Origin of the sequence: Microcoleus sp. Pol10D4 (assembly GCF_036701555.1) — a bacterium.
Lineage (GTDB): Bacteria > Cyanobacteriota > Cyanobacteriia > Cyanobacteriales > Microcoleaceae > Microcoleus.
The window spans coordinates 177077-201368 of record NZ_JAUBRA010000003.1 but is presented as its reverse complement, the minus strand read 5'-3'; the positions used below and the strand labels follow the sequence as shown (position 1 = coordinate 201368).

The following is a 24292-nucleotide window of genomic DNA, read 5'->3' as shown; positions in this document are numbered from 1 at the left end:
TCGGTCTTGCATGACATATTATCAGTTCTTCGATCTCAATAGACTCTGCGAAAAGTTAGATTAATCTTGACCCTCGCCTGTTAGACCGGTTTAACGGGCGATGGCGATCGCACCCTCATCGAGTTAGACCCTCGAAATCGGCGGTTTCGTCTCGTTTCCCTGCGAAAAAATCTGAATTCCAGTATTGCTAAACGGTGCTACCCAAAAATCCAAATCGGGAGAAGCGATCGCACTTTTAACCCGTTCCATAACTTGCTGAGCCTGCTCTGAAGACTCGGCCAGCGCAAACACCGTCGGCCCGGAACCCGACATCATCGTTCCCAAAACCCCCGCCGACTCAAAAGCCTCCCGCAACTGCAACACCTGCGGGTACACGGGCAAAGCAACTTTTTCTAAATCGTTGTGCAGCAATTGACCAATTTTTGAGCGATCTTTTTGGGCGATCGCCCCCACCATCTGCCCCGAATGCAGCCTTTCCCGGCGGCAATCCAAATCTGCCGCTGCACAATAGGAACTACTGAACTGCTGGCGATAAGTTTGATACGCCCATGCCGTAGAAATACTGAGGTTGCGGTACTTCGCCAACACCACAGAAAAGCCACCCAAATCAGGCAGCGGCGACAGTTGATCTCCGCGACCAGTTGCCAAAGCCGTACCTCCAGCAATGCAAAAAGGCACATCAGAACCCAAAGTTCCCCCCAACTCTTGCAACTCCGACTGAGTAAGTCCCAATTGCCACAGCAAATCCATCCCGACTAAAACCGCAGCCGCATTTGCAGAACCGCCTGCGAGCCCCGCCGCCACCGGAATCTGCTTGTGAATGGCAATCTCGACTCCGCCGTATTTGGCCAAAGCATCGGGGAATTGCTTCGCCAACAAATCCGCCGCCCGGTAAGCGAGGTTATTCTTATCAGGAGGGACTTGCGGGTGATCGCAGCGCACGCGGATCGTGTCCGTACCGATCGCGCGCAAGTCAATTCGATCGGCTAAATCTATGCTTTGAAGTACCATCGCCAGTTCGTGATATCCGTCGGGGCGATCGCCTATGATTTCCAGATACAGATTGATTTTTGCTGAAGCTAGCAGAGAATATGAACGCATAGGTGATTAAGCCGCAGGTGAAAGAAACCCCTGGTTGAAATTAATTGACACCAGTCCGAGTCCATTTTCTCACAACTCAAAGGAAATATTATGCAGGAAATGTGGAAAACTTTTTTTAGTTCCGGGTCATTTATTCCTCACGGTCACTGCTATCTCTGGCAGACGCCGTTAGTCTGGCTTCACGTTGCCTCAGATTCTATAATTGCACTGGCGTATTTCTCTATCCCGATTACACTGATTTATTTTATTTCCAAACGCGAAGATTTGCCCTTTGACTGGATCTTTGCCATGTTTGGAGGCTTTATCGTCGCCTGCGGGATCACTCACATATTTGAAGTCTGGACGCTTTGGCATCCTACCTATTGGCTTTCAGGAACAATGAAAGCAATTACTGCCGTTATTTCCTTTGCTACAGCCATACTTTTGGTAGACTTAATCCCTCAAGCCTTAGCACTTCCCAGTCCCGCACAGTTAGAATCCGCCAACCGACTCCTAGAAGCGGAAATTGTCGATCGCCAATTAGCAGAAGCTGCACTAAAAAAAGCCAAAGAAGAATTAGAAACTCGAGTTGAGGAACGCACCGCAGAGTTAAAGTCTCAAACTCAACAGTTAGAATTGACAAACCGACTCCTAGCATCGGAAATTGTCGATCGCCAATTAGCAGAAGCTGCACTAAAAAAAGCTAAAGAAGAATTAGAAATTAGAGTTGAGGAACGCACCGCAGAGTTAAAGTCTCAAACTCAACAGCTCGAACAAGCATTGTCTGAATTGCAGCAGGCTCAATCCAAGCTAATTCAAAGCGAAAAAATGTCATCTTTGGGGCAATTGGTCGCTGGGGTTGCTCATGAAATCAACAATCCGATTAACTTTATTTACGCCAATGTTACTCACGCTCGCGAGTATGCCGATACTTTGCTAGAATTGGTGAATATCTATCAAGAGCAGTATCCGAATCCCCTACCCACACTGAAAGAAAAAATCCAGTCTGTAGATTTAGATTTTATTATCTATGACCTACCAAAAATATTAATTTCTATGAAAAACGGGGCCGAGCGCATTCTCGGTATTGTCAAGTCGCTGCGAATTTTTTCGCGCCATGACGAAGCAGAAATGAAATTAGCCGACGTTCACGAAGGAATTGACAGCACACTGATGATTTTGCAAAGCAGATTGAATGCTAAGCCGGGCTTGGGAAAAATTCAAATTATCAAAGAATATAGCAATTTACCCCAAATAGAGTGCTATCCGGGACAGCTAAATCAAGTGTTTATGAATATCCTGGCTAATGCTATTGATGCTTTAGAAGATGACAGCCACAGCGAGTCGATTGCAGGCAATGAAGCTAATCGCCGCCTCATCAAAATTTCTACCAAACTTTCAGACAGTGAAGTGGTAGAAATCCGAATTAGCAACAACGGGCCAGAAATAACAGAATCGGTGAGGAACCAGTTATTTAATCCATTTTTTACCACTAAACCAGTAGGTAAAGGCACGGGATTAGGATTATCGATTGGCTATCAAATTATCACAATAAGGCATAAAGGCGAATTGCAGTGTATTTCTGCACCGGGGAAAGGTGCAGAATTTATTATTCAAATTCCGATTAGCCTACAATAAGCATTTAAAAATTTCCATAAAACCTAAATTCAACTATTAGTATTCAGACCAAAAAATACTTAAGAAATACCCCGATATCCGAATTATTTAAGCATTCTGGTATCTAACATAATCCTGAACTTCAAACATCGCACATAATATTATTGCTCAACTCTACCCATTGAGCCACGCTTAAATCTTCAGCACGAGATTGAGGATTTATCTGTAACTCTTCTAACAAGTGAACGAGTTTATCTAAATCCACAGCCCCTTTCAAATTATTTCGCAGCATCTTGCGCTTGCTACCAAATCCCAACTTAACTAAATTCTCCAAATAGCGCGGATTAACCGCCGCAGTTTCTATCTGTCTGGGAAGCAGCCGCACCACAGCAGAATCGACTTTTGGCGGCGGAAAAAAGTCTTTAGACGGCACATCGCAAATTAACTCGCATTCTGCTAAATATTGCACCCGCACCGACAGCGCGCCAAAAGCTGTCGAACCCGGTTTAGCGTAAAGCCTTTGGGCCACTTCTTTCTGCACTAACAGCACGATCGAATCGAAGGGTTTAGCCGCAGGAACAGATATCGTTCCCAGCAGTTTTTGCAGGATCGGGCCGGTAATATTATAGGGAATATTGGCAACAACTTTATTAGGATTTTGGAATTTGGGAAAAGCCGTTAATTCAGCCTCTAAGTCCATTTCCAGGATGTCGCCTTGCAGCAATAAAAAATTGTCGGTTTTGCCGAGTTGTTTGGCTAGCTTGAGACACAAATCTCGATCGATCTCCACAGCAACAACAGACTCAGCCGCAGGCAGCAAACGCCGAGTCAGAATCCCCGTACCCGGCCCAATTTCCAGGACGCGATCGCGATCCAAAGAAGCCGCTTTCACAATCTTATCTAAGGCTTTCTCGCTTTTGAGCCAATGTTGAGCAAACTGTTTTCGGGGTCTGGTCGATCGCATTTTTTGAATTGTTGGAGAAATCTTAGCCTGTCATTCTATCACAGCTCTATATCTTTTCCTAACCTACGGTCATGTTGATTTTTGTTAACATGGGTTGAATTAAGCAAAAAACATGGGCACTATAATAAAGATAAACGATAAAAAATAAATTTATTTCTTCCCAATTCCCAATTACCAATTACCAATTACCAATTCCCCAAAAATGAAATTCCAACGAGTATTTGGTACATTACCCAAAACCACAGCCAGCGCCCCCGGCCGAGTAAACCTGCTGGGCGAACACACAGACTACAACGATGGATTTGTACTTCCGACTGCCATTCCCCAGCGCACCACAGTACAAATCGGCTTCAGCAGCGACGATCGACACCATGTTTATTCAGCAGAATATGACGAACTCATAAATTTTTCAGACGACGATACTATACCGCAAAAATTCGTCAGTTATATCTGTGGCTGCCTGAGACTTGTAGAAAAAGAAGGATACAAAATACCGCCAATAAATCTCTACATTACCTCGACTGTGCCGATCGGAGCCGGTTTGTCCAGCAGCGCCGCTTTAGAAATAGCAACCCTCCGAGGACTGCGCGCGCTGCTGAACCTCCCCCTAGACGACGTGCGGCTAGCTCAAATCGGACAGCAAGTCGAAATCCGATATGCCGGCTTGAACTGTGGCATCATGGATCAAATGGCGTCGAGTTTAGCAGACACCAACACCATGCTATTAATCGACACCCGCAGCCTCGAATGCCGCCCGATACCTTTTCCCGCAAACACAGAAATTTTAATAATTGACAGTGGAGAAAGCCACGAACTAGCAGCCGGAAGCGGCTACAACCAGCGGCGCGCCGAGTGTGAGGAATCCGCGCGGATATTGGGAGTTAAAGCTCTCAGGGATATCGCCGACCCCCAAGCTGTCGAAGTATTGCCGGAACCCCTGAGAAGACGAGCGCGGCACGTGGTTACTGAAAACAACCGCGTACTCGAAGCGGTAAAATCTTTACCAGCAAAACGTTTTGGCGAGTTAATGAATGCTTCCCATGCCAGTCAGCGCGACGACTACGAAGTTTCGGTGCCGGCAGTAGACACACTGGCGGCAATCTTGCAGTCAATTCCCGGAGTCTTCGGCGCAAGGCTGACGGGCGGAGGTTTTGGCGGTGCTTGCGTAGCGCTGGTGGAGAGTGGGAAAGCGGGTGCGATCGCATCCGAGGCGATCGATCGCTACCAGCGCGCGGGTTATAGCGGCCGCGTTTTGGTTCCCGAGGTTAAAGTTACTTCTTAACTCCAGAACTATCTCCTGGTAGGGAAGGCCAGCGCACAGTCACGATTACCGAATCCTCCTCGGCAGACCAATAATGAGGCACTCCCGGCAGCCAGAGAGCATAATCTCCTTCGCGAGAAAGCAAGATTTCTTGTTCTGGAAATTGCAGGCGAAACCGCCCTTTTACCAGGATAGAAAGCGTTGTTGCTTCCGCATTTACCGCCCACTGAGTCCTACAATCTCCGGCGGGGTGAGTGCCCCATTTTACCTCTAACACAGAAGTTGATCGCGGGTCATCTTCAGGAGTCATAAAGTGACCCGCAAACCAACCGCCCCGACTTGCACCTTCAGCGCCCGCATTTCCGAAAACCACTTGAGATGACATCAGCTAATCAGGTAAACAACAAAGATGGTTAGATCTGACATCTTGCACCATTTTCAATAAGCTTTTTATGGGCGGGCAGGATGCCCAACCCCTACTCCCCACAAGAAATTCACTCTTTGTGGAACAGGCATCTTGCCTGTTCTGAGAATGGTGCAAGATGTGAGTTAAATCTGACATCTTGCACCATTCTCAATAAGCTTTTTATGGGCGGGCAGGATGCCCGCCCCACAATAATAAATTAATTCTTTGTGGAACAGGCATCTTGCCTGTTCTTGAGAATAGTGCTCTTCGGTGAGTTAAATCGGGGGACACCATCTAACTTATTACTTGCGGCCCGAAGGTTGACCTTCCGTAGTCGCTATTTCCCCAGCTTCCATCAACTGCTTAAAGCGACGTAAATCATTAGCAATTTGCTGTTCTGGAGCTTCGCCAAATAGTTTAGCAGCGCCAGCACCAATTGCACCGCCCGGAGGGTTGTATTCGATGACAACTTTTACCTCTGTACCGCGTCCCGCTGGTGCCGGTTGAAAGCGCACAAAGCCAGAATTGTCAACATCAGCCCCTTCAACAGACGCCCAAGCAATTAAGCGATTTTCTTCTTCGCGGACAATCTCTGCATCCCATTCCACACTGTTGCCCATCGGCGCGCTGGCAATCCAGTGAGAACGTGTTTCATCTATTACCGTAACGTGTTTGAGATGCTTCATAAACCGAGGCAAATTTTCAAAATTGCGCCATAAACGGTACAATTCATCAGCCGGTTTGTCGATCGTCACCGTCTTTTCAACTTTAATGCTTTGATTGGCATCTGCGGCCGACTGCAAACCCTCCACAACCCCCAGCCCGCGAGCAGCTAAACCGCCCCCCGCAACCGCCAGCAAAGCACCTCTCAAAGAACGCTGCGACAAACCAAAAAGCACCAGCGCCCCACCGCCAATTAAAGATGCCCAGCGTTCGGTATCGCCGCTGCTACTTTGGTTTTGTTTGTCGGAATTTGTCATTGAAGTAGATTCCATTGGTTTAAACCTGGTAAATTAATAGCGGAAAATAGCAGCTAAAGGCGCCTCTGCCGGCACTTTTTCCGGCGGCATTGCGTAAACAGTTCCGCCGTTGAGAATAGTTTGAATTGCTGCCGCATTCAACAAATCTTCGTCGCCCAATTCTGCATCTGGGTGGATTTGCACCGCGTTCGTATCGGGATTAAAAGTACCCCACTGCTGAACACCAAGAGCAACAAACAGTCGATCGACTCGTCCAAAATAAGCAGCCGAAACAGCTTCTTTCAAATCAGCAGAAATTTTATCGCTTCCTGTCAGATCGTGGTATTGTGCGATCGCCTCTGACTGAGCCTGCAAAAACAAAGGTTCCACCAGCGGCCAAGCTTCTGCCCGCAACTCTTCCGGCTTGAGAAGTTTCTGATTGCCTGTAATTCCTTCTTCAACTAAATGTCGGTAGGTATTGGCTTCTCGGTAAAGCGGCAGCAAATACTCAACTCCAGCTAACACTAAAGGAGCTTTTTTGTCGCGCAAATATTCGTGCAGCGCCGCATCGATTATGTGGAAATACTGCAATATTTCATGCTGGCGCTCATCTTGATCTGGACTTCCTTGACCGTGAAAACTTCCCGGCTGCTGAAAAGAATTATTAGTGCCTCCTTTTGAAGTAGCAATCCGAAACTGACCATCTTTAGCAGTCGGGTCATATTGCAGAGCGTCATCAAGGCTTTTCGGCAAGTTTTCAACTTCAACTTCCCGAGCACTGTAAGCCGTACACTCAATCAGTCTCACTTCCTTCTGACTGAGAGCTAAAACATAAAATAAATTATCTCCTGTCAGCAGAGGCATCAGCGGTTTGACGTGAAAATTGTCGCTCACAACCACTAATTCCTCAAAATTCACCGGACAGCTATAGTAGCGGAAAAATCCTGAACCGACAAAAATCGCCAGCAGGTTGCTTTGATTTTCCCAAAATTTTTCCTGGTCAATTTCGGCTCTGACTGGCTCTAGCAATTGGGCAGCTTCTTTTTTGTCAAATCCGTACTCTACTATTTTGTCTTCAGCCTCTCTGATTAAATTTTTGAACCGAATCGGATTTTGTTGAATTTCTGTTCCTTGAGCGACTGGCATATAAATAGAGACGCACAATCCAGAAGATTGTTGTACCAGCGCTTTGAGTTCCTCTACAGATATTAAGTTCACCGCTGAAACTCCTTTGCTAAGGGGTTTTGTAATAAAAACAACCGATTCTTTAAAATGTATCTCTCCTGACATGGCCCCTGCGTCTGCCTAAAGTAATGATCGCCTGCTGTGGAGCCTTTCATACCCGAACTAAAACCCGGTTTGCAGCGGCTGTTTCAATCGAACTGCTTATGACCTAAGATAGACGCGCCTAAATCGGGCATTATTTTACCATAATTTAATTTAGTCTGGTTCAAATACTCGTTATATATAATAATGAAAACAAAAATTTTTCTGGGGTTGCTCTGGGCAACATTTATTGCCTATACCTTACTGCTAGCTCCTCTCGATCAGCCCGGAACGCTAACAGTTATGGAAAAAATGCTCAAGTTGCAGCTAGAAGGAATTAACCCCTACCTTGTCACCATATTCGCTCTCATGGGAGTGTGGCCGATGGTCTACGCTTGCCTCTTATTCATTGACGAGAAAACCCAAAATATATCCGCTTGGCCTGCTTTCATCGCTTCCAACGGCGCGGGCATCATCGGCTTAATTCCCTATTTACTCCTCCGCCAGCCTCAACCACAATTTTCCGGTCGCAAAGATATGTTGCTCAAAATATCAGACTCCCGCTGGACAGGAATTCTACTTTTACTAACAACAATCTGGCTGTTAGCTTGGGCTTGGTTAAATGGAGATTGGGGAGATTATGTCAGGCAGTGGCAGTCAATTCCTTTTGTGCATTTAATAACTTGGGATTTTTGCTTGATGGCTGTAATATTTCCCTCTGTTTTGGGAGACGACATGGCACGCCGCGGACTTGCGGACGATCGCATTTTTTGGGCAGTCTCTCTAGTTCCGCTGTTAGGGCCGCTAGTTTATCTTTGTCTGCGTCCTCCTCTGCCAGAATCTGCAACCGAAATCGCCACTTTCCCACTCACAGCCAGAAGTTGAAACATTGAAAAATTTGGTAGTGTTCAAGATGTACTTTATTGAGTAGATCAAATGACCTGCCGGAGTCGTCATCCCAGTTGAGAAATTCCTCGAAGGAAAGGGTTTTTTGGGCGATCGCAACCATTGATATTAACCTTTTGCGTAGGTTGGCTCTCTGTTGTCTGTTTCTAGCTTAACGCTTTCAATATCCATTTTAGTGTGCATCAAAGGGGTAGCTTAGCAATACGATCGACCCATTCCTCTGCACTAGATGCTGCCCAAATCAAGAGTAGTTCTTCGATGACAACTTCCATCGGTATTTTTCGGGAAACAATAATGACTCCAGCACTCTGATTGGTAGTGATGAACTCAGCAAATTCGGAGGGCATTGTTTTTCGATCGTGGCTGACAAGAACACGTCTTTGCTGTGCTGCAATTGCCAGCACTTCTAAATCTTTAACGCCTTCTAACCCAGCAGCAAAGGCAGTTTGAATGTCGATTGTAGATTCTCGTCGCAGTAATCCTGTGACGATCGCCTGATTTAAGTCAGCATCAGCTTGATAGCGCACATTCACGATCGCACCTGCTGTCTTGCTGCTTTAGCTGCAATCAGTTTGTTGTACAAAGCTGGATCGCTGGTTTGTAGAGGTTGAGGCATGGCATCAAATGCGGCTTCTTCGGCGGCTAGGTAAGCGTCGATTTCAGCGCGGTTGCCTAGATAAAAGGCAATCGCACCATAAACCTGTTCCAGTGTCAGTAGTGGGAAAGACTGAACAATAGTTTCGGGCGATAATCCTTGTTGGAAAGCATAGGCGATCGAGTCAAGAGAAATCCGAGTTCCTTTAACCCAATAGGCATCATTCCGATACTCTATGTAAGTTTTAACTGCTACAACTGGCATACATTTTTTTGATTCTAACTACTTGTTATCATAGACGGAAGAACCCGCAGGCAGCCGAGGGTTTGCATGAGCTCCGTCAGAGGTTGGTTGCGGAAGGTTGCGAGTTGAATTAAGGCTTGAATGCGGGTAACGTTGAGTTTTTCAAGGCGATCGCTCATTTGGATCAGTTGCTTGTGTTCTTGGGGAGTCAGGGTTTCGGCATGACGCTTGGCGATGAGGGCATGGTATTCTTCCCAGGTTTGTGCACTAAAGCCGATGTTAATTTGTTGCAGCAAGTCGGCTTCAGTAGGTTGGGTGGTTGGAAGTCTAGGCTGGAGGCGTTCTTGCAGGGCGTTGAGGATGTAGCGATCGGGTTCAACGCCCTGTCTAGCTGCTTCAGTGCGGATCTGGTGTTCGAGTTCGGGAGAGAGGTTGAGGGTGATGGTGGTCATGGTTATCTTGGCAGCAAAATCTATTTATAATTTTAGCGATCGGGCTTTCACATTATCAAAAACTTCATCGCATGGGACTTCTCGATTTTACTGCCCGCGTCCTGGTTTGCAATCTACGAAACCTAATGCTTCTGTGTCGAGAAAATTGGCGATCGAAATGGCGATCGCACTTCTCGGTTGCGATACTTCTGAGGCGGAATTGAGCCGTCTCCGGGGCGCGATCGTACAAACTCTGATAATCTTGCAAAGTCGCAGGTAAGCGTATTACAGAACCCGCAGCCCATTGAATTTTTTATGGTGAGATGAGGGCAAGCATGGTCTAAGCTCGCTTTTGCAGCCATTGATTGTAATGATAACAAGAGAGGTGTGGGCGATCAGATTTGAGCCTTGGCGGTTGCTCTATTTTGTGAGGATAGGGAAAGAGGGCGATCGCTCCTAAACAGGTTAAAACATCCCACGCGAGCAAGATGCTTACACTACAAAAAGTCTGACTTGGATAAATCACATAACTCATTTAGGACGGCTATAATATGTTCATAAAAATTTTAAAATTAGATTATGACTTTTAGTTTACTTTTAGTACAGTTTGAAATTCTCCCTGATCACTGTAATATTCACAAGCATATATTTCTGGGTCTTTTGTGGGCAAAATAACTCTACCACATTCTACCGCTATTGATACAGGAACTGCTGGTAAAATGTGTATTTTACATTTTTTTCCATGTTTTGCTTGAATTTCATTGAGTAATTTACGATACTCATAACTGAAAATCTCAAGTAGTCTTTTTGATTTTAAGAAATGCGGTGAAGGTTCATGAACAGTTATCTGATAAATACTGCAATTACTTGAAACTAAATTTTGATATTTATCAGACCCAATAGTATCGCTAATTGCCAATTTTAGAAATACAATTGCACTTTCACTTTCTTGTTCGCAAGAAATAGAATAAGGTAGCTCAACGCTAGTTTCTTCTTGCCAAGACCAAGTTTTACTTGTATTCTCAATGTTTCTATGAGATTGGTAAATATCTGTTGGAACGGTATCGCCTATACACCTACCCAGGTACATTAACAGAGGCATAGGCCCTATTCCAAATAGAGAAATATGCTTGGTTTTTACATCATCAACACCTTCCTCTAAATACCTTGACACTTTACGCTTAATCTTGTTTTCAGCGAATGTTTGCCAGTGATCAGGTGTCCCCAGTCTATCAAAGTCTTTTTCTTCTATCTTTATTCCTTGTTGGTCGGTCGGAAACTTAGGAAACATTGCATTTCTTACAGCTTCCATATTTATAGGAACAGTCCGATCGCCAATATTTACAGAGAAAAGTAATAATGTAGATTTATGTATATCCTCTGGATAACTTGTTTGTATCTCTATTCTATTTTCGTGTTCTTGCTTCCAAGTACGCAATAATTCAATCGGGTACTTTTCTGGATGGTCATCTATTTCTTTATGGCATCGCTGGCACAGAAGCATTAGGTTGCAAAAATTTAGTTGTAATTCTTCTGACTGGTCTGTTCCTCGCGGGCCGTCTTGACTTGAACCAATGATATGTGCAAATTCGGCAAAATTTCCCTCACTTAAAGTTAATCCGTTGTACCAAACAGGTGTATTACATCCTTTAAATTCGCAACGCCCTGCGGATTTTATCCAGAGTTGTAATTTTGTTGCGTCGGGTATGCTTTTTCTTTTTGCCATAATTCTTGTTGCCATAATTTATGAGATTGGAAAGTCACTACCAAACACTTTTCGCAGTTTAATACACGCATCAGAGGGTTCAAGTTCCTTTGATGCGCTAATTAAAATATCTCGTAAAGAGATTAATTTTGTTTTCATTGATTCCATTTGATTATCACTCATCTTCTCAAAAAGATCGTTGTAAGGCTGTACTTGAAGTTGGACGCTTATTTGATTCTTCCAAGAAAACATACTAATCATCCCATGGACAACAATTTGTAATGCTTTCAAATCATCATATCGATAAGTGTAAGAAGTGTAAATATAATCTTTTTGTGGCGCGAAAAGATTGTAGCAACAAGCGGTTAAGGCTATTCCAGTTGGTCGTCCTGCTACTGTTGAAGAAAAGTTACAATCTTTCCACCGTTTCAAATACCTTATAATCCTACGAAACTGCTCTCGGTCTGAACTGTCAGCAATCTTTGATTTTAAAAGTTCTTTAAGTTTAAATGGTTCAGATAATTCCCAAAATTTATTCTCTTCACATGAGCCTATAAAGCCTTTTGCAATATGATTTACTTCATTTCCTCCTAGATAATATCGATCAGTGGAATAAATAGCTAAATCAATGTGAAACCATTTGGCAGCATTTTGCTGATATTGAACTCTTACGCAAGGTCTTTTTATTTCAACTGTTCTTGAGCCTGTTTTTAAAGCGTTGTAAACCCATTGTTTAACTTGAACTGGTTGATAACTATTTTTGGAAAAATTGAAAATAATGCCTACATCAATATCATAATCTTCTCCTGAAAGAGGTTTTACTCCTGTTGCTAAGTCATAACTTCCTTGATTGAAGTGATAAAATGTAGGCGTATCTGTAGGAATTAGTCTTTTTAACCCAGATATTAAATTATCGATGATTAAATCTCTCTGATCGCGCAATGGTTTATTATCATCGAAATCGGTTTTTATGACATCATGAAATTTGTTGAATTGAGATTGTATATTTGCCATAATTTTAGTCTTAAATGTTCATCTTAGATAAGGAAGCGATGCTGGTATTGGTTAAAATTGTTTGAAACCTGTGTCTCTAGCTTACTTCATTTATCGCCCAAACTCACACCCCGATATAATTCCTCGATCGCCACTTCAAGCTTAATACTCTGAAAGATCGTCACCCAAAGCCTGCCTCAATCCCCACAACTACTTGCTTCCGGCAATAACTACGGTAGGGGGCGTTGACGAATTTGATCGCGCTCCACCACCGTAAACCGTTCCTCAAATTGCAATCCTTCGATCTGTAATAAATTTAACAATATTGATGCTGGTTCTTCCGGGGTGTGAGGACGAAACCGCAAATAAATGACACCTCTTGGCGATCGCAGCCGCAAACGATAAATGAGTTCGCCGTAATCGCGATCGAAGGTCAAAATCACCCGTTTTTCATCCGCTGCACGAGCCAAAACCTCGGAATCCTCAATACCTGGAGAATCCTCGGTAACAGAAGCGACTTCAAGCTCCGCTTGCCGTAGAATTCGTACACTGAGGAGTGGAAAATTTTCATTTGCCAGAAACCGCATTAACTTGCCTCAGCAAACAGTAAAGGCGTGTAAAACACGTCTTCTTTGAGGCACTCCGCCGCGAAAGCAAACACAGCTTGGATAGATTCAGGATTAAGCGTTGGGTAGTTTTCGATAACTTGTTGCTCCGTCCAACCTTCTGAAAATAGCCCTAAAATGAACTCCACGGATATTCGTGTTCCCTTAATTACAGGCTTGCCAAGCAGAATTTTAGGATTTGAGTGAATGTGTGCTTTCCAGTTCATGATCGGTTCGCCTCTCTATGGTTTTCATTTATTATGAGTATAGTTAAGATTTTAAAATTAACTGTCACTGTCTTTAAAGGTTCATCAAGGATGGTGTAAGTCATGCCGATTTACTTGCCCGTTGTGCCATATATCGATCGAAAGTTGTGTAATCTCCAGCTTTGTAATCAGCACGGGCAGCTTCAATTTCGGCAATGTCTTCTGGAGAATCGTCCTCATTCGGGAATAATTCAGCTTCCAAAAATTCCCATATCTTGTATCTTTCAGCAATTCCCAGTGACGAAATAGCTTCCAGCAGTGATTGAAATGAGAGGTTTACTTTCACAGTATTCTCAGCCATCAGAGCTTTCCTCCACTTTAAATTTTACAATATACCCAGAGCCCCGACTTCTTCAAGAAGCCGGGGATCTAAAAGCAGACTACATCACAACTGCACTAATCAAAGTTTGCACATTTTGTACAACAGCAGTAGTAAAATTATGAGTCACAGGCAAACTGTCAACCACTATGCCCGCGCACAATAGCATCAGGTAGAGAATAGAGTATTTAAAGAGCGATCGCGCAACAATCTTATCCTCTGGAGTCTGCAACAGCAACCAAGCTTTTTGGGCAAAAATAGCACCGAGGAAAATAGCTGTTCCCGCATACACCGCGCCCGCTAAATGCAGGGGATAAACTAGCAGCAAAGTTGCAGGAATCATCAATAGCGTGTAAATCCAAATTTGGCGGGCTGTGGCTTCGTCGCCCTCAATTACGGGTAACATCGGCACGCCTACTTCCTTGTATTCGTCGCGAATCATCATTGCTAATGCCCAAAAATGCGGCGGTGTCCACAGGAATATAATCCCAAACAGCAGCCACGCACCCCAACTCAAATCTCCTGTCACCGCAGCCCACCCAACTAGCGGGGGAATCGCCCCTGCTGCACCGCCGATGACGATGTTTTGCACGCTGTGACGCTTCAGCCAGTGGGTGTAAATTAGGACGTAGAAAACGATGCCTGACATTGCTAGCAATGCGGCTAATAAGTTGGCAACAACTGTCAGCAATGTAAAGGATATTGTAGCTAGGGCGATCGCAAATATCAAAGCATCACGCTTCTTGACACGCCCGGAAGGAATCGGCCGCCACCGGGTGCGCTCCATAATATAATCGATGTCGCTGTCGTAGACACAATTAATCGTATTCGCCGACGCGGAAGCTAAAGCGCCTCCGGTAATAGTTGATACCAGCAATAGCGGGTCTACTTCTCCTTTGGCGGCCATCCACATTCCTGCTGAGGTAGTGATTAGCAGCAGTAAAATAATTCTAGGTTTTGTTAGTTGATAGTAACTTTTCACGACTTGCGAAAAGTTTTCGTGGAGGCGGGGCCTTTCGTTGGTAAGGATTTCTTGCATCGGTTGTAAGCTGTTAGTAATTATTTGCGAATTCGTCATTAGTCATTAGGTTGGAGTTGCGGGTTTTACGAGAAATATTTGCTGTAGCTACAAGGATTAATAAACCCGCCGCCTCTTACTTTAGTCTTATCTCTCAAGCTGATAAAACTCGATCGCGCCAAGCTAAAACACTAAAAGCTATCAGGGTTCCCAGCAAAGCAGCACCGACGGCTTGGTGGGCGACTGTCAGCGGTTCTACCTGAAGGTGCAGCCGGAAAGTTGCTAATCCCAGAACTAATTGAGCAATGAGGCAAACACTCGCCCAATTAGCTAGTTTTCGCAAGTTTTGACTCAGTGCAGGCTGCCGCCAAGCCATGACTGCTACGGCTAAAGTCGCTGCTGTAGCTGGTACGATACCGGCGATGTGGCTGTTCATTACCGAGCACAATTCTGAGGAGTCCAAACATTGGTGCAGTGCCCATCTAGAGCCTACTAATGCTCCTAGCAAACTTTGCAGGTAAACTAACAATGCTGCGATCGAACTTACCCAAGCTAATTTGCCGACATTTCCTGTAGCTTCGTAGGGAGTCAGCATGAAACCGATGACTAGCAGGGCGCCAAAAAACAGTAAAGCGGTTCCCAAGTGAGCGGTAACGATGTCAAATCTCAGCAGTTGTGTTACTGTCAAGCCGCCCAATACGCCTTGAAAAACGATTAAAAATACTGCTCCGGCGCTCGCCCAAGGCAGCCATTTTGGCAGGCGGCTGCGGTAAAACAAAGATAGTCCTAAAAGTGCGATCGCGCTCAAGCCAATTGCCGCTGCGTCCAATCGGTGAAACCACTCCAGAAATACCTGCAAATTCATTTGCGCTGCGGGTATTAATTGACCGTAGCACAGCGGCCAGTCGGGGCAAGCGAGCCCCGCATTCATGACTCGCGTGGCGCTGCCTACAGCCATTAACAGCCAGGTTGCGATCGCGATTTTCCACACTAGGCCGCGGATAATATCTTTTGGCTGCCACTGCACTCCTGCTGCTGCGTTTGGCTGATTTAAAACTGAGTTTGTCATGAACTTTACCTTAGCCTTTGTTATCGATCGAACTTAATGAAATAACGAGCTTTTACTTTTGCTGAGCTTAGCGGAGCTTAAGACTCTTTTTCGGTGACAAACCGTCATATATACTACCTTAGCGACATCGCAATCCAATTAGTTTGTCTTTAGATATTTTTCAACTTTCCTCTTTACATTACAAAGTATTGCAGCTATTTTTATAAATTTCAACAAACTTTAATTATTTTACCGAACCCTTTGCTGTTACAGCCTCCCTCCCACTCCCACTCGCGAAAGAAAATAAAGATATAATTAAGAAAAGCTTTTTTTCAAAGGTTTATGATATATATCCAACTTTAACGTAAAAATTTGTAACTAAATACAGGACTGAAGAGCTACCCCCTAGGTGTTTTTCAAGGTAGTTCTCAGGTTGACTCACGTCAGATTGTATAATTCAGTTCCAACACTCAGCGTTTTATCTAATTCACCAGTTATCATTTCTTGCCTGCTTAACTACATTTGGAATGGAGAAAGTGGCGCTCTTGCAGGGTAGGGTTCACTAATCTTTGATGCGGTAACTTATAAAAAATCCTGCACTTTTCTGGTGGAACCACCTTGAAAGCATTCAGACTAAAGAGTGCGATTGCTATTTTGACTATCCCAATGTTACTGAATTATATCAGATCCGGGCGATCGCATATAATAAGGGAGTAGTGACTACTGGATTTTAGGCTTGGATGGCGCCTCAGCTCCCCGATCGTCAATTGATAGATAAAATCACTCTATCTGACGCGCCCTACATCAATTCGGGATCGCCAAGTTAAAATCACTTTTTATCCTTGGTAAATGTTTTTTACTCGATCCTAAAAACTAATGACTAATGACTAATGACTTCGTTATTTCAAAAATCTAAAAATGTAAAATTATGTCACAAAAAAATGAAACTGCTGTTCTCATCTTATCACTCCTAATTACGATCGGGCTAGCCGGTGCAGGTATTTGGTGGCTGACAAGCCGAGGCAGCATCAATCTCGGAGGTTCATCACCCTCAAATCAGACAATTCCCAAGTCTCCGACGGGAAATGCCCAGCAGTCAGAGCAGGCAATTGGGCAGCGTCTGAGTGCCGGACAAAAACTGTTAATTCCCGAGCAAGCAACAACAACCAAACAAGCAGCAGTACAGGCGATCGCATCTGGCAACTATAACGCAGCTATTTCCGACTTACAAGCTTCGCTGAACACCAATCGCAACGATCCAGAAGCACTAATTTACCTCAACAACGCCCGCATCGGCGATCGAAAATCCTACACAATTGCCGCCGCAGTTCCCATGGGCGCCGATATCAATGGTGCTCAAGAAATTCTGCGGGGCGTCGCTCAAGCTCAAAAGGAAATCAACCAAAGTGGCGGCATTAGCGGTACTCCATTAAAACTGCTAATTGCTAACGACGACAACAACCCAGAGATTGCCTCGCAAATTGCCAGCGCGATCGCAAATAACTCTGAAGTTTTAGGAGTGATCGGGCATTTTAGTTCTGACGCAACGCTAGCAGCCAGCAAGATTTACCAGCAAAAACAATTAGTAGCAATTTCTCCCACAAGTACGTCGGTGCAGCTTTCAGGAGTTGGCAACAATATATTTCGGACAGTGCCGAGCGATCGGTTTGCGGCTAATGCTCTTTCCCGCTATATGCTGACAAAATTGCAAAAGAAAAAAGCTGCTGTATTTTTCAATTCTGCTAGCAATTATAGCAAATCTTTAAAAAGTGAATTCACTACTGCTCTTTACGGAGATGGCGGACAAGTAGTATCGGAATTTGACTTTGCTAAGGGTAATTTTAATGCTGCCGATAGCTTTAAAAGCGCGATCGCCCAGGGAGCAGAAGTGATTGTGTTAGCAGCCAATACCGCCACGCTCGACCAAGCTTTGCAAGTAGTGCAAGTAAACGCCAAACGGCTGCCGTTACTCGCAGGAGACGACGTTTATACTGCTAAAATCCTGCAAATCGGTGGCGCGGGAGCAACAGATATGGTGCTGGCAGTTCCTTGGCACATTCTCGCAGATCCGCAGTCAAACTTTCCCCAAACATCCAAACAACTTTGGAATGCTGAAGTAAGTTGGCGCACAGCTTTAGCCTACGACGCAGCCCAGGCGTTAATTGCCGGTTTAGGGCGCAATCCGACTCGTACAGGCATTCAACAAGCTTTATCGGCGTCAGATTTTTCGGCAAAAGGAGCATCGGGTTCGATTCGGTTTTTACCTTCGGGCGATCGCAATCGAGCAGTTCAATTAGTAACTGTTAAACCCGGAAATCGCACCAGTTACGGTTACGAGTTTGTGCCGATTAATTAAAAAACAAGTTCTGGTCATTTGTCTATGTATAGCCGAAGGAAGAAGGAAGAAGGAAGAAGGAAGAAGCAATAAAATCAATCGTGTCAGCCATTAACAACGTCCTAACCGTCTTGGCGGTTGTTATCAACTCTACCATTGTTCCTTGGCGGGGGCTGCTTGATCGGATTGTTTGTTGGCGCAATAAAGGTTTGGTGAAACCCGCCCGCGATGGAAACTCGATCTAAAGTTGCGAAACTCCGATCGGCCTAACTGCCCTATTCCTCTCAAAAACAGCCCTCGGTTTCAAAGCAATTCTCAACAACAGCCACAGCGATCGCCATTCTCCGGGAGTTTCCTGCCGCTGCCACTGGCCCGGGCGACAGTAAAGCATTTCGATCAAACAGCGGTGCTGGCTAATGTTCAGGCGATCGAACGCAATTCGCACAGTGGGAAATTCTACAAAACTGCACTCTTTTCCATCCCGAAAACTCGACTCCAACTGAGATTTATCGCTCACCAACTCAATCTTAGCCACAGGAATAAAACAGTTCTCTTCCATAATTTTCAGAGTCGCCGAATCGCAATCAATCAAACCTTTGGCCAAACGACCCTCACTACCCAACTCAAGAACAGAGGGCGCTAGCGAGTTCCTCGCTTTGACTGCCGCCCTGCGAGGGAGCGCTTTTATTTTACCCTGCGATAAACTTGTCTGAACGGCATATTTTGGCAAAATCTCTGCTGGGTTCAAACTCTCTTTACTACCTTTACTTTTCACCGCAAAACTTGGCCACTGGGTCAGAGCAACTTCAGCGCCACTTTCGGAAATTACAGTGGTTATACCCCAAAAACTTTTACCGCCAATATTTAATTGTACCACCCTGCGTAAATTGAACCATTCGTAAATGTCCGGCTTAGGAATATCCACCAAAATTAGTAATGCAATCCCGATCATCAGCAGGTTGTAAGCGCTCCAAATCCATCCCAAACTCATTCCTTTTACCAAATGAGCACTTTCTGATATTGACTGTACGGTGCCAACATTTTTAACTAAATTAATGTTCAAATTGTGCCACAAACTGACTGCTGTAGCTGCGAACAAGACAATCAAAGGCCATCCCAAATTCCAGTTAAAACGAAAGCGATCGCTCGCCATTCCTTTTGGCGTCACCTGAAACCCTTTCCCAAACGGATTCAGCATGGAACTCACCACCGTCACCGCTAAAGGAATACACTGGACGAACGAATAAATATCCGAAAGCAAAGCCGATCCCGATCGGCGGTTCAGCCAAGAAAACACAGTCAGTTGCACCAAATAGTAAGGCAGGAAAAAGTACAGCAATTCCCGCGCACTTGCCCGCAAAGGAATTATTCCAAAAAATGAATAAGCTAAAGGTATCAACAGATATAAAACCTTGGTTAAACTGGTAAACCAGTGCAGCAATCCTTCCAAATGAGACAGCCTTTGTACGAATCTGAGACCGCGAATTGTTAAAGGATTGGAATCAATAAAAAATGCCTGAAGTGTGCCTCGCGCCCAGCGTAGCCTTTGATTTAGATGAGCCTCTATACTTTCAGCCGCCAAACCAGCACTCAATTTTTCATCTAAATAAACTAAGCGATATCCCGTTGCTGACAGCCGAATTCCGGTAAAATAATCTTCGCAGATTGAATCTGTGACCAAGCCTCCGGCTGCTTCTAAAGCACTTCGCCTCACTACAAAAGATGTACCGCAACAAACTACGCTGTCGGCGCTGTCTTTGATGATTTCAATTTGCCGATAAAAGATTTCTTCTTCCGGCGCGAGCACATTTTCTAAACCTAAATTACGGGATATTGGATCGTGGTTGTAAAAGCTTTGCGGTGTTTGAACGAGGGCGATTTCGGGATTTTGAAAAAATCCAACTGTGCGAGTTAAAAAATTTTTAGTGGGAATAAAATCAGCATCGAAAACTACAATTAGTTCTCCACTTGTTAGGGCTGTGGCATGATTGATGTTTCCAGCTTTGGCGTGAATATTATCGGGTCTGGTTATATACTCGCATCCCAGTTCTTTTGCCAGCAACTTGATTTCATGCCGCTTGGTATCGTCGAGCAAATATACTTTTTTGTTGGGATAATCTAAGGCTTGACAGCCGATTACACTGCGCCGTAAAATGAAAGTCGGTTCGTTGTAAGTTGGGATAAAAATATCTACGGGCGGGGTGAAGTTTCCAGCTTCCACTGCAACTGCCATGCGATCGGCTTCTTGACGCCGATCTTTCATTCTCAGCATTAAATACAGTTGAATACTGGTGTTGAAAACCAGTAACATTTCTAGGAAAAACAGCCCCAAACTAAAGATACCGTTGAGGGGATCGGTTAAATTTAGAGTAGCTAGCGATCGCCATAAAACGTAGCGAATGGTTAAAGCCAGAACAATTGCAACTACCACAGCGCGTGACCATTTCTGCGGTTGAGGCGAAATTTTAATTGCAGCTAAAGCAACGGAGACAAGTGCGATCGTCGGCACTAACAAATACATCTTGCTCGTAGCAGGCACTTGCAGCCACACAGGCGGGTTTTGCTGCCAAGTGTTGATTGTGGCAAAAATACCGCTGACTGTACCTTCACTTCCAAACCAGGCTGCGGAGATCGCACCTGCGAAAGCAACCGCCCCCAACACGACTAGCGTTGCCGTCTGCACCCGCGAAATCCGCCCAAAGCGGCGTTTCAAGTCTTGAAAATCAAATCTTGAAGTTGTCATAAAATAATTTTAAAGTCCCGATCGTGCATGCAACAGTAAGGGTGTCCTGCTGTCCACTTTTTAATTCTGTTGAAAATTCCGACACACCCCCATTAGTATATTTACATTTTTTAACATTTTGACCATTGTATGATAATTCATCTTGCTTGCTGTTGCCAAACTGCTTAGCGAGTCCAAACCTCGCAAAATATAGCAGAAGGAAGAAGGAAGAAGGCTTGAGTTACCCAGGAGAGAAGTTATATGAATTCCGGTAACACTGGAATGATGAGGAGTGGGGAGTGGGGGAATGTGGAATTATTGACCTTGACTTTATCATTCCCACTCAACCGGAAAAGATATCAGAAGCAATCTTCGGCAAGGATTTCAGCAATGTCGGCAACAGGGTTTCGGGCCTATTCCATAATAAAAAATAATTCTTGTGGGCCGTTTCTGCGACGCCGCCCATAAAAAGCTGATTGAAAATACTGCCACATCTGGGTCATAAACGTCGGGCGCGCTTGCTATAGTTCAAAAAAAATTACAGCAGTTCTTAATCTTGGTGAGGTATGCCCTATGCCCACGGAGGCCTATGCCCACGGAGGCCTATGCCCGCTTATCAAGCGTGGATCTCATGTTAGGAATGAGAATTAAATAACTTCCACTCTTGAATGTGGGATGGGCGTCCCGCCCGTCCAAAAAGGACGGGCGGGACGCCCATCCCACAATAACAATTAAAATTGTAAGTTATTTAATTCGCGATCCTTACTGAGCAAGGCTATATCTTGTCTACAAATCAAATAGGATTGCTATATCAAACTATAGCAATCCAGAAAATTTAGCAATTAGATGAATTTGACATCTAACTAAAGGTAGATTGATTTTATATTAATTTAAAAAAATTACCGCGTTCGCAGCACAAAAATTTAGCCATCAAAAAACTAATCAGCAATTTCTAATTGCGAGATTGCATAGCGGGCGACAGCCAAACTAACTCTGGCTTGTTCTATTTCCGACAATTGGGCCCAAGGCCTTTTAGTAGCCATGACCAATTCCCCCCCTTCCGAATCCACATCTCGCATGGCATAAGCCAAAGGACGTGCCAACACCTGCAAATCTTCCTCAGCCCACTGAGGCAAAATATCTAAGACGCACTCTACCATCTGGTCAGCTAAAGATTGATACTTAACAGTTGCGTTTTGCACGCTTTGAGCGATGCTGGCCAGAAAATCTTGAGGAACGCGAGCAAATTTCTCGCGCAAAGACTTTTGCAGAGCAGTCGTCAGCCAAACTTGTTCTAATTGCGAGAATAAAACTTGCGACTTCAGGGCAATATCGCTGTCGCTGAAGGAATCAGATAGCGCAAATTCCTGCTCTAGGGCAGCCAAATAAGATTCGGATTCAAGCTGTGCAGGATTCCAGGGGTAAGCAACATCAGTCTGAACAATTGTGGCGAGAAGTTCCATCTGGGCTTGAGTTTGAGAGTCGCGGAAATATTCAGAATCTGTAGATTGGGTAGCCATGATGTAATACCTAAGTGGGAAAAGGAAAAGACAGAGGGGGGACTGTGCCAAGAGCTAGTTGCGAGCTATCAGTGGTAAATAACTCTTTCAAATTCAGACTGGAGACTCAACGCCCAGAACTTTGCTGTGCTACTCGCTGCTTGCCTTCATTAGCTACACCCGCACCTTAATTCGTTCCGCAATCAGTCTCACTGTACCCCGAAGTTTTAGGAACCTCAATAGTGAACTCAAAAATCTGACCTTGAGAACTGCCAAATTTTAGCTGAGTCCCGCTGCGTAGCAGCAATTCTTGGTGGTGAACTCTCTGCCATCCCTCAGATCCCAAAACTAGAGTCCCGTAGCGAGAAAAATCGCGGAGGAAGTAGCTAGGTTCTTCCCGGCTATCTCCGATAGTGTTGCGGCAGAAAATCTCGGCGTGTTTTTGAGAAACCCACTGTTCTCGAATCACTACGTCGTTTTCTTCCCACCGTCCGACTCGAACCATACCTGCGCGAATCGGCCAAACCTGATTGGTGGAGTCGGTGGATTTGGCATTCGGTCGATCGCGCCCCCGCAAATAAGCACAAGACGGCAACCGTCCCAACCAAGTAGAAGAATTTAAAGGCAATTCTGTTTTGAGATCATCTACCGGCTCAGTTAGCTGGCCGTCAAACTCAGGGTGCATATACAGCACAGGCAGCGTCCAAGCCGGTTGATTGAACTTGTAGAGCGTTAGTAACTGCTGTCTGGCGACGGCGACTGCCCGATCGATCGACATCCGTCCGGCCAAAGCTTGGGCAAAAGTTTGGATAAAACTCCGGGCCTCGCGATCGGCGATCGAGTCCCGCATCCCCAACACTGCAGGCACCCCGTGATGAATCAGTACCTCAGCCAAACTGCTGCGGGCGATTGCCTGTTGCTGACCGTTAGTTGAGTGCAGCCTCTCCACCGCCGGCTGAGCTCCCCAGCAGGCATTAAACACCGCCAGAGTCACGCGGCACCGAACTAAAACCTGAGCCAGTTCAGTCCCATTAATCGCCGTTTCCGGCCCCAAAAACAGCAAACCGCCGTCGGGGCCCGGTATCCCGTGGCCGGCGTAAAACAGAATGTTGTAAGCTTGCGTTTCCAGCCGAGAAATGAGTTCCGCCGGGGTAGGTTCGATCAGAGTATCGACGCGAGTCGGAACGCTGATGTCAAAATATTTGTCACTGTCGTCGGTTTGAAAAGCACTTTCCAGAACGCCAGCTAAGGCGAGTGCTTCTTCTCCCAACTGCAAATGACCGTTATTACTCTTGGAAAATTGAGAATTAGCACCGCCGCCGGTTTCTGCTTGTCCCAAAACTAGCAAAATGTTGAGCGACTCCGCAGGCTGCAGGGGTGGCAAAGGTTCAACATTGCTGGTAGTTCGGCTGAACAGCAGTTGCTGCGACAGAGAAATTGCCGGTTGACCGGCTTGAGGCTGCATAATTTCCCAAGGTAAAGCAATTAAATACGGTTCGCGCAAGTCTACGCGCACTCGGAGGGGTAGATTTTGCCCGATCGCGATACCTTTACTTTCCTGGAGACTACCCTGAATCGGCCCTTCAAACAGCCACTGCCAAAGATTAATCCCCAAATGCTGCATCAGGCGACTGCTGTAGCTTGCCGGTGGCCGAGGCGGATGCAGATCCCCCTTGTTGCCCCACCCCCGTTGACCGAGGTGGAGCGGCACAGAGGGCGTCGCTGGAGCGAGGTCTAGCGACTGAGGGCTTCGTTGTTCAGTTTCTGCCAGTATATTCTGGTTGTTTTCTGGCGAGACGAAACTGCCATCAGGATTTAGGGGCAATTCGTGAATTGTCCCGGAGGGCGAAAACATTTCCTGCCAAGCTTTCCAAGATTGGGAGAGGGTATCGGGCCACATACAGTCGTGGTGAACGTACCCGCTGGGATAAGGAGCTTGTAGAACCCAAGTGGCAAAATGGTTTGCCCCAGCGGTTCTCAGGCGAGCGATCGCTATACTGAGGCAAGGACTTTCAGGGCGCGCCATTCACAACTACCGACTCTGGATATAGGGT

The 24292-nt window shown here is 45.4% G+C and carries 23 protein-coding genes; 5 read left to right on the top strand and 18 right to left on the bottom strand.

The genetic code is table 11. From position 1 onward, the window contains the following. Nucleotides 1-123 precede the first annotated feature (123 nt). Nucleotides 124-1101: a 4-(cytidine 5'-diphospho)-2-C-methyl-D-erythritol kinase gene (ispE, locus tag QUA36_RS03480; protein WP_333455554.1), complete on the bottom strand. Its 978-nt coding sequence runs from the start codon at nucleotides 1099-1101 to the stop codon at nucleotides 124-126. Between the two features lie 90 nt (nucleotides 1102-1191). Between ispE and QUA36_RS03475 the strand changes: the two genes are divergently transcribed. Then, nucleotides 1192-2718 carry an ATP-binding protein gene (locus QUA36_RS03475; RefSeq protein ID WP_333455552.1) on the top strand — a complete coding sequence of 509 codons (1527 nt, stop codon included), beginning with the start codon at nucleotides 1192-1194 and terminating at the stop codon, nucleotides 2716-2718. A 121-nt stretch (nucleotides 2719-2839) separates the two neighbouring features. Here the strand turns inward: QUA36_RS03475 and rsmA are convergent, their stop codons facing one another. Then, complete coding sequence (gene rsmA, locus QUA36_RS03470) at nucleotides 2840-3661, bottom strand: 16S rRNA (adenine(1518)-N(6)/adenine(1519)-N(6))-dimethyltransferase RsmA (RefSeq protein ID WP_333161627.1); 822 nt, start codon at nucleotides 3659-3661, stop codon at nucleotides 2840-2842. 202 nt (nucleotides 3662-3863) lie between these two features. On the opposite strand from rsmA, the gene galK reads away from it, so the two are divergent. Continuing rightward, a complete protein-coding gene (gene galK, locus QUA36_RS03465) occupies nucleotides 3864-4943 on the top strand; it encodes a galactokinase (protein ID WP_333455550.1) in 1080 nt (359 codons plus the stop codon). Here galK and QUA36_RS03460 read toward each other — a convergent pair. The 3 genes from QUA36_RS03460 to QUA36_RS03450 all read right to left on the bottom strand — a co-directional run bounded on the left by QUA36_RS03460 (nucleotide 4933) and on the right by QUA36_RS03450 (nucleotide 7505). Then, entirely contained in the window at nucleotides 4933-5307 is a 375-nt protein-coding gene (locus QUA36_RS03460) for a signal peptidase I (RefSeq protein ID WP_333455548.1), read from the bottom strand. The genes galK and QUA36_RS03460 overlap by 11 nt on opposite strands. Nucleotides 5308-5630: 323 nt before the next feature. Then, a complete protein-coding gene (locus QUA36_RS03455) occupies nucleotides 5631-6323 on the bottom strand; it encodes an SRPBCC family protein (protein ID WP_333455547.1) in 693 nt (230 codons plus the stop codon). Nucleotides 6324-6341: 18 nt separating this feature from the next. Beyond that, on the bottom strand, nucleotides 6342-7505 hold the full coding sequence (locus QUA36_RS03450; RefSeq protein ID WP_333455545.1) for a baeRF3 domain-containing protein: 1164 nt from the start codon (nucleotides 7503-7505) through the stop codon (nucleotides 6342-6344). Between the two features lie 255 nt (nucleotides 7506-7760). Between QUA36_RS03450 and QUA36_RS03445 the strand changes: the two genes are divergently transcribed. Beyond that, nucleotides 7761-8438: a DUF2834 domain-containing protein gene (locus QUA36_RS03445; protein ID WP_333455543.1), complete on the top strand. Its 678-nt coding sequence runs from the start codon at nucleotides 7761-7763 to the stop codon at nucleotides 8436-8438. Nucleotides 8439-8641: 203 nt separating this feature from the next. On the opposite strand, the gene QUA36_RS03440 is transcribed toward QUA36_RS03445, so the two are convergent. Genes QUA36_RS03440 through QUA36_RS03430 form a run of 3 tightly spaced genes read right to left on the bottom strand, consistent with a single transcriptional unit; the run spans nucleotide 8642 to nucleotide 9749 of the window. Further along, nucleotides 8642-8992 carry a DUF5615 family PIN-like protein gene (locus tag QUA36_RS03440; protein ID WP_333369221.1) on the bottom strand — a complete coding sequence of 117 codons (351 nt, stop codon included), beginning with the start codon at nucleotides 8990-8992 and terminating at the stop codon, nucleotides 8642-8644. Beyond that, nucleotides 8989-9318 carry a DUF433 domain-containing protein gene (locus tag QUA36_RS03435; protein ID WP_333455541.1) on the bottom strand — a complete coding sequence of 110 codons (330 nt, stop codon included), beginning with the start codon at nucleotides 9316-9318 and terminating at the stop codon, nucleotides 8989-8991. The genes QUA36_RS03440 and QUA36_RS03435 overlap by 4 nt, the downstream gene beginning before the upstream one ends. A gap of 14 nt (nucleotides 9319-9332) precedes the next feature. Further along, entirely contained in the window at nucleotides 9333-9749 is a 417-nt protein-coding gene (locus QUA36_RS03430; protein ID WP_333455539.1) for a hypothetical protein, read from the bottom strand. On the opposite strand from QUA36_RS03430, the gene QUA36_RS03425 reads away from it, so the two are divergent. Beyond that, nucleotides 9739-10008, top strand: coding sequence for a hypothetical protein (locus tag QUA36_RS03425; protein ID WP_333455537.1), 270 nt, complete (start codon nucleotides 9739-9741; stop codon nucleotides 10006-10008). The two genes, QUA36_RS03430 and QUA36_RS03425, sit on opposite strands and share 11 nt — an antisense overlap. A gap of 306 nt (nucleotides 10009-10314) precedes the next feature. Here the strand turns inward: QUA36_RS03425 and QUA36_RS03420 are convergent, their stop codons facing one another. The 7 genes from QUA36_RS03420 to QUA36_RS03390 form a co-directional block, all read right to left on the bottom strand. After that, nucleotides 10315-11469, bottom strand: coding sequence for an SAVED domain-containing protein (locus QUA36_RS03420; protein ID WP_333455535.1), 1155 nt, complete (start codon nucleotides 11467-11469; stop codon nucleotides 10315-10317). A gap of 3 nt (nucleotides 11470-11472) precedes the next feature. Continuing rightward, nucleotides 11473-12447 (bottom strand): cyclic GMP-AMP synthase DncV-like nucleotidyltransferase, encoded by a 975-nt coding sequence (locus tag QUA36_RS03415; RefSeq protein ID WP_333455533.1) that lies wholly within the window; start codon nucleotides 12445-12447, stop codon nucleotides 11473-11475. Nucleotides 12448-12656: 209 nt separating this feature from the next. Next, nucleotides 12657-13013: a DUF5615 family PIN-like protein gene (locus QUA36_RS03410; protein WP_333455531.1), complete on the bottom strand. Its 357-nt coding sequence runs from the start codon at nucleotides 13011-13013 to the stop codon at nucleotides 12657-12659. Further along, complete coding sequence (locus tag QUA36_RS03405) at nucleotides 13013-13258, bottom strand: DUF433 domain-containing protein (RefSeq protein WP_333455529.1); 246 nt, start codon at nucleotides 13256-13258, stop codon at nucleotides 13013-13015. The genes QUA36_RS03410 and QUA36_RS03405 overlap by 1 nt, the downstream gene beginning before the upstream one ends. A 100-nt stretch (nucleotides 13259-13358) precedes the next feature. Next, nucleotides 13359-13598, bottom strand: a complete 240-nt coding sequence (locus QUA36_RS03400) for a hypothetical protein (protein WP_333455527.1) — start codon at nucleotides 13596-13598, stop codon at nucleotides 13359-13361. Nucleotides 13599-13677: 79 nt separating this feature from the next. Next, nucleotides 13678-14655 (bottom strand): heme o synthase, encoded by a 978-nt coding sequence (locus tag QUA36_RS03395; RefSeq protein WP_333455578.1) that lies wholly within the window; start codon nucleotides 14653-14655, stop codon nucleotides 13678-13680. Between the two features lie 133 nt (nucleotides 14656-14788). Further along, nucleotides 14789-15703, bottom strand: coding sequence for a heme A synthase (locus QUA36_RS03390; protein WP_333455525.1), 915 nt, complete (start codon nucleotides 15701-15703; stop codon nucleotides 14789-14791). A 907-nt stretch (nucleotides 15704-16610) separates the two neighbouring features. Here QUA36_RS03390 and QUA36_RS03385 point away from each other — a divergent pair. Then, nucleotides 16611-18038: an ABC transporter substrate-binding protein gene (locus QUA36_RS03385; RefSeq protein WP_333455524.1), complete on the top strand. Its 1428-nt coding sequence runs from the start codon at nucleotides 16611-16613 to the stop codon at nucleotides 18036-18038. Nucleotides 18039-18258: 220 nt separating this feature from the next. Here QUA36_RS03385 and QUA36_RS03380 read toward each other — a convergent pair whose 3' ends face one another. The 3 genes from QUA36_RS03380 to QUA36_RS03370 form a co-directional block, all read right to left on the bottom strand. Next, nucleotides 18259-20760, bottom strand: coding sequence for a glycosyltransferase family 2 protein (locus tag QUA36_RS03380; RefSeq protein ID WP_333455522.1), 2502 nt, complete (start codon nucleotides 20758-20760; stop codon nucleotides 18259-18261). Nucleotides 20761-21677: 917 nt separating this feature from the next. Beyond that, on the bottom strand, nucleotides 21678-22259 hold the full coding sequence (locus QUA36_RS03375; RefSeq protein WP_333212388.1) for a hypothetical protein: 582 nt from the start codon (nucleotides 22257-22259) through the stop codon (nucleotides 21678-21680). A 166-nt stretch (nucleotides 22260-22425) separates the two neighbouring features. Further along, nucleotides 22426-24264: a CHAT domain-containing protein gene (locus QUA36_RS03370; RefSeq protein ID WP_333212386.1), complete on the bottom strand. Its 1839-nt coding sequence runs from the start codon at nucleotides 24262-24264 to the stop codon at nucleotides 22426-22428. Between the last annotated feature and the right edge of the window lie 28 nt (nucleotides 24265-24292).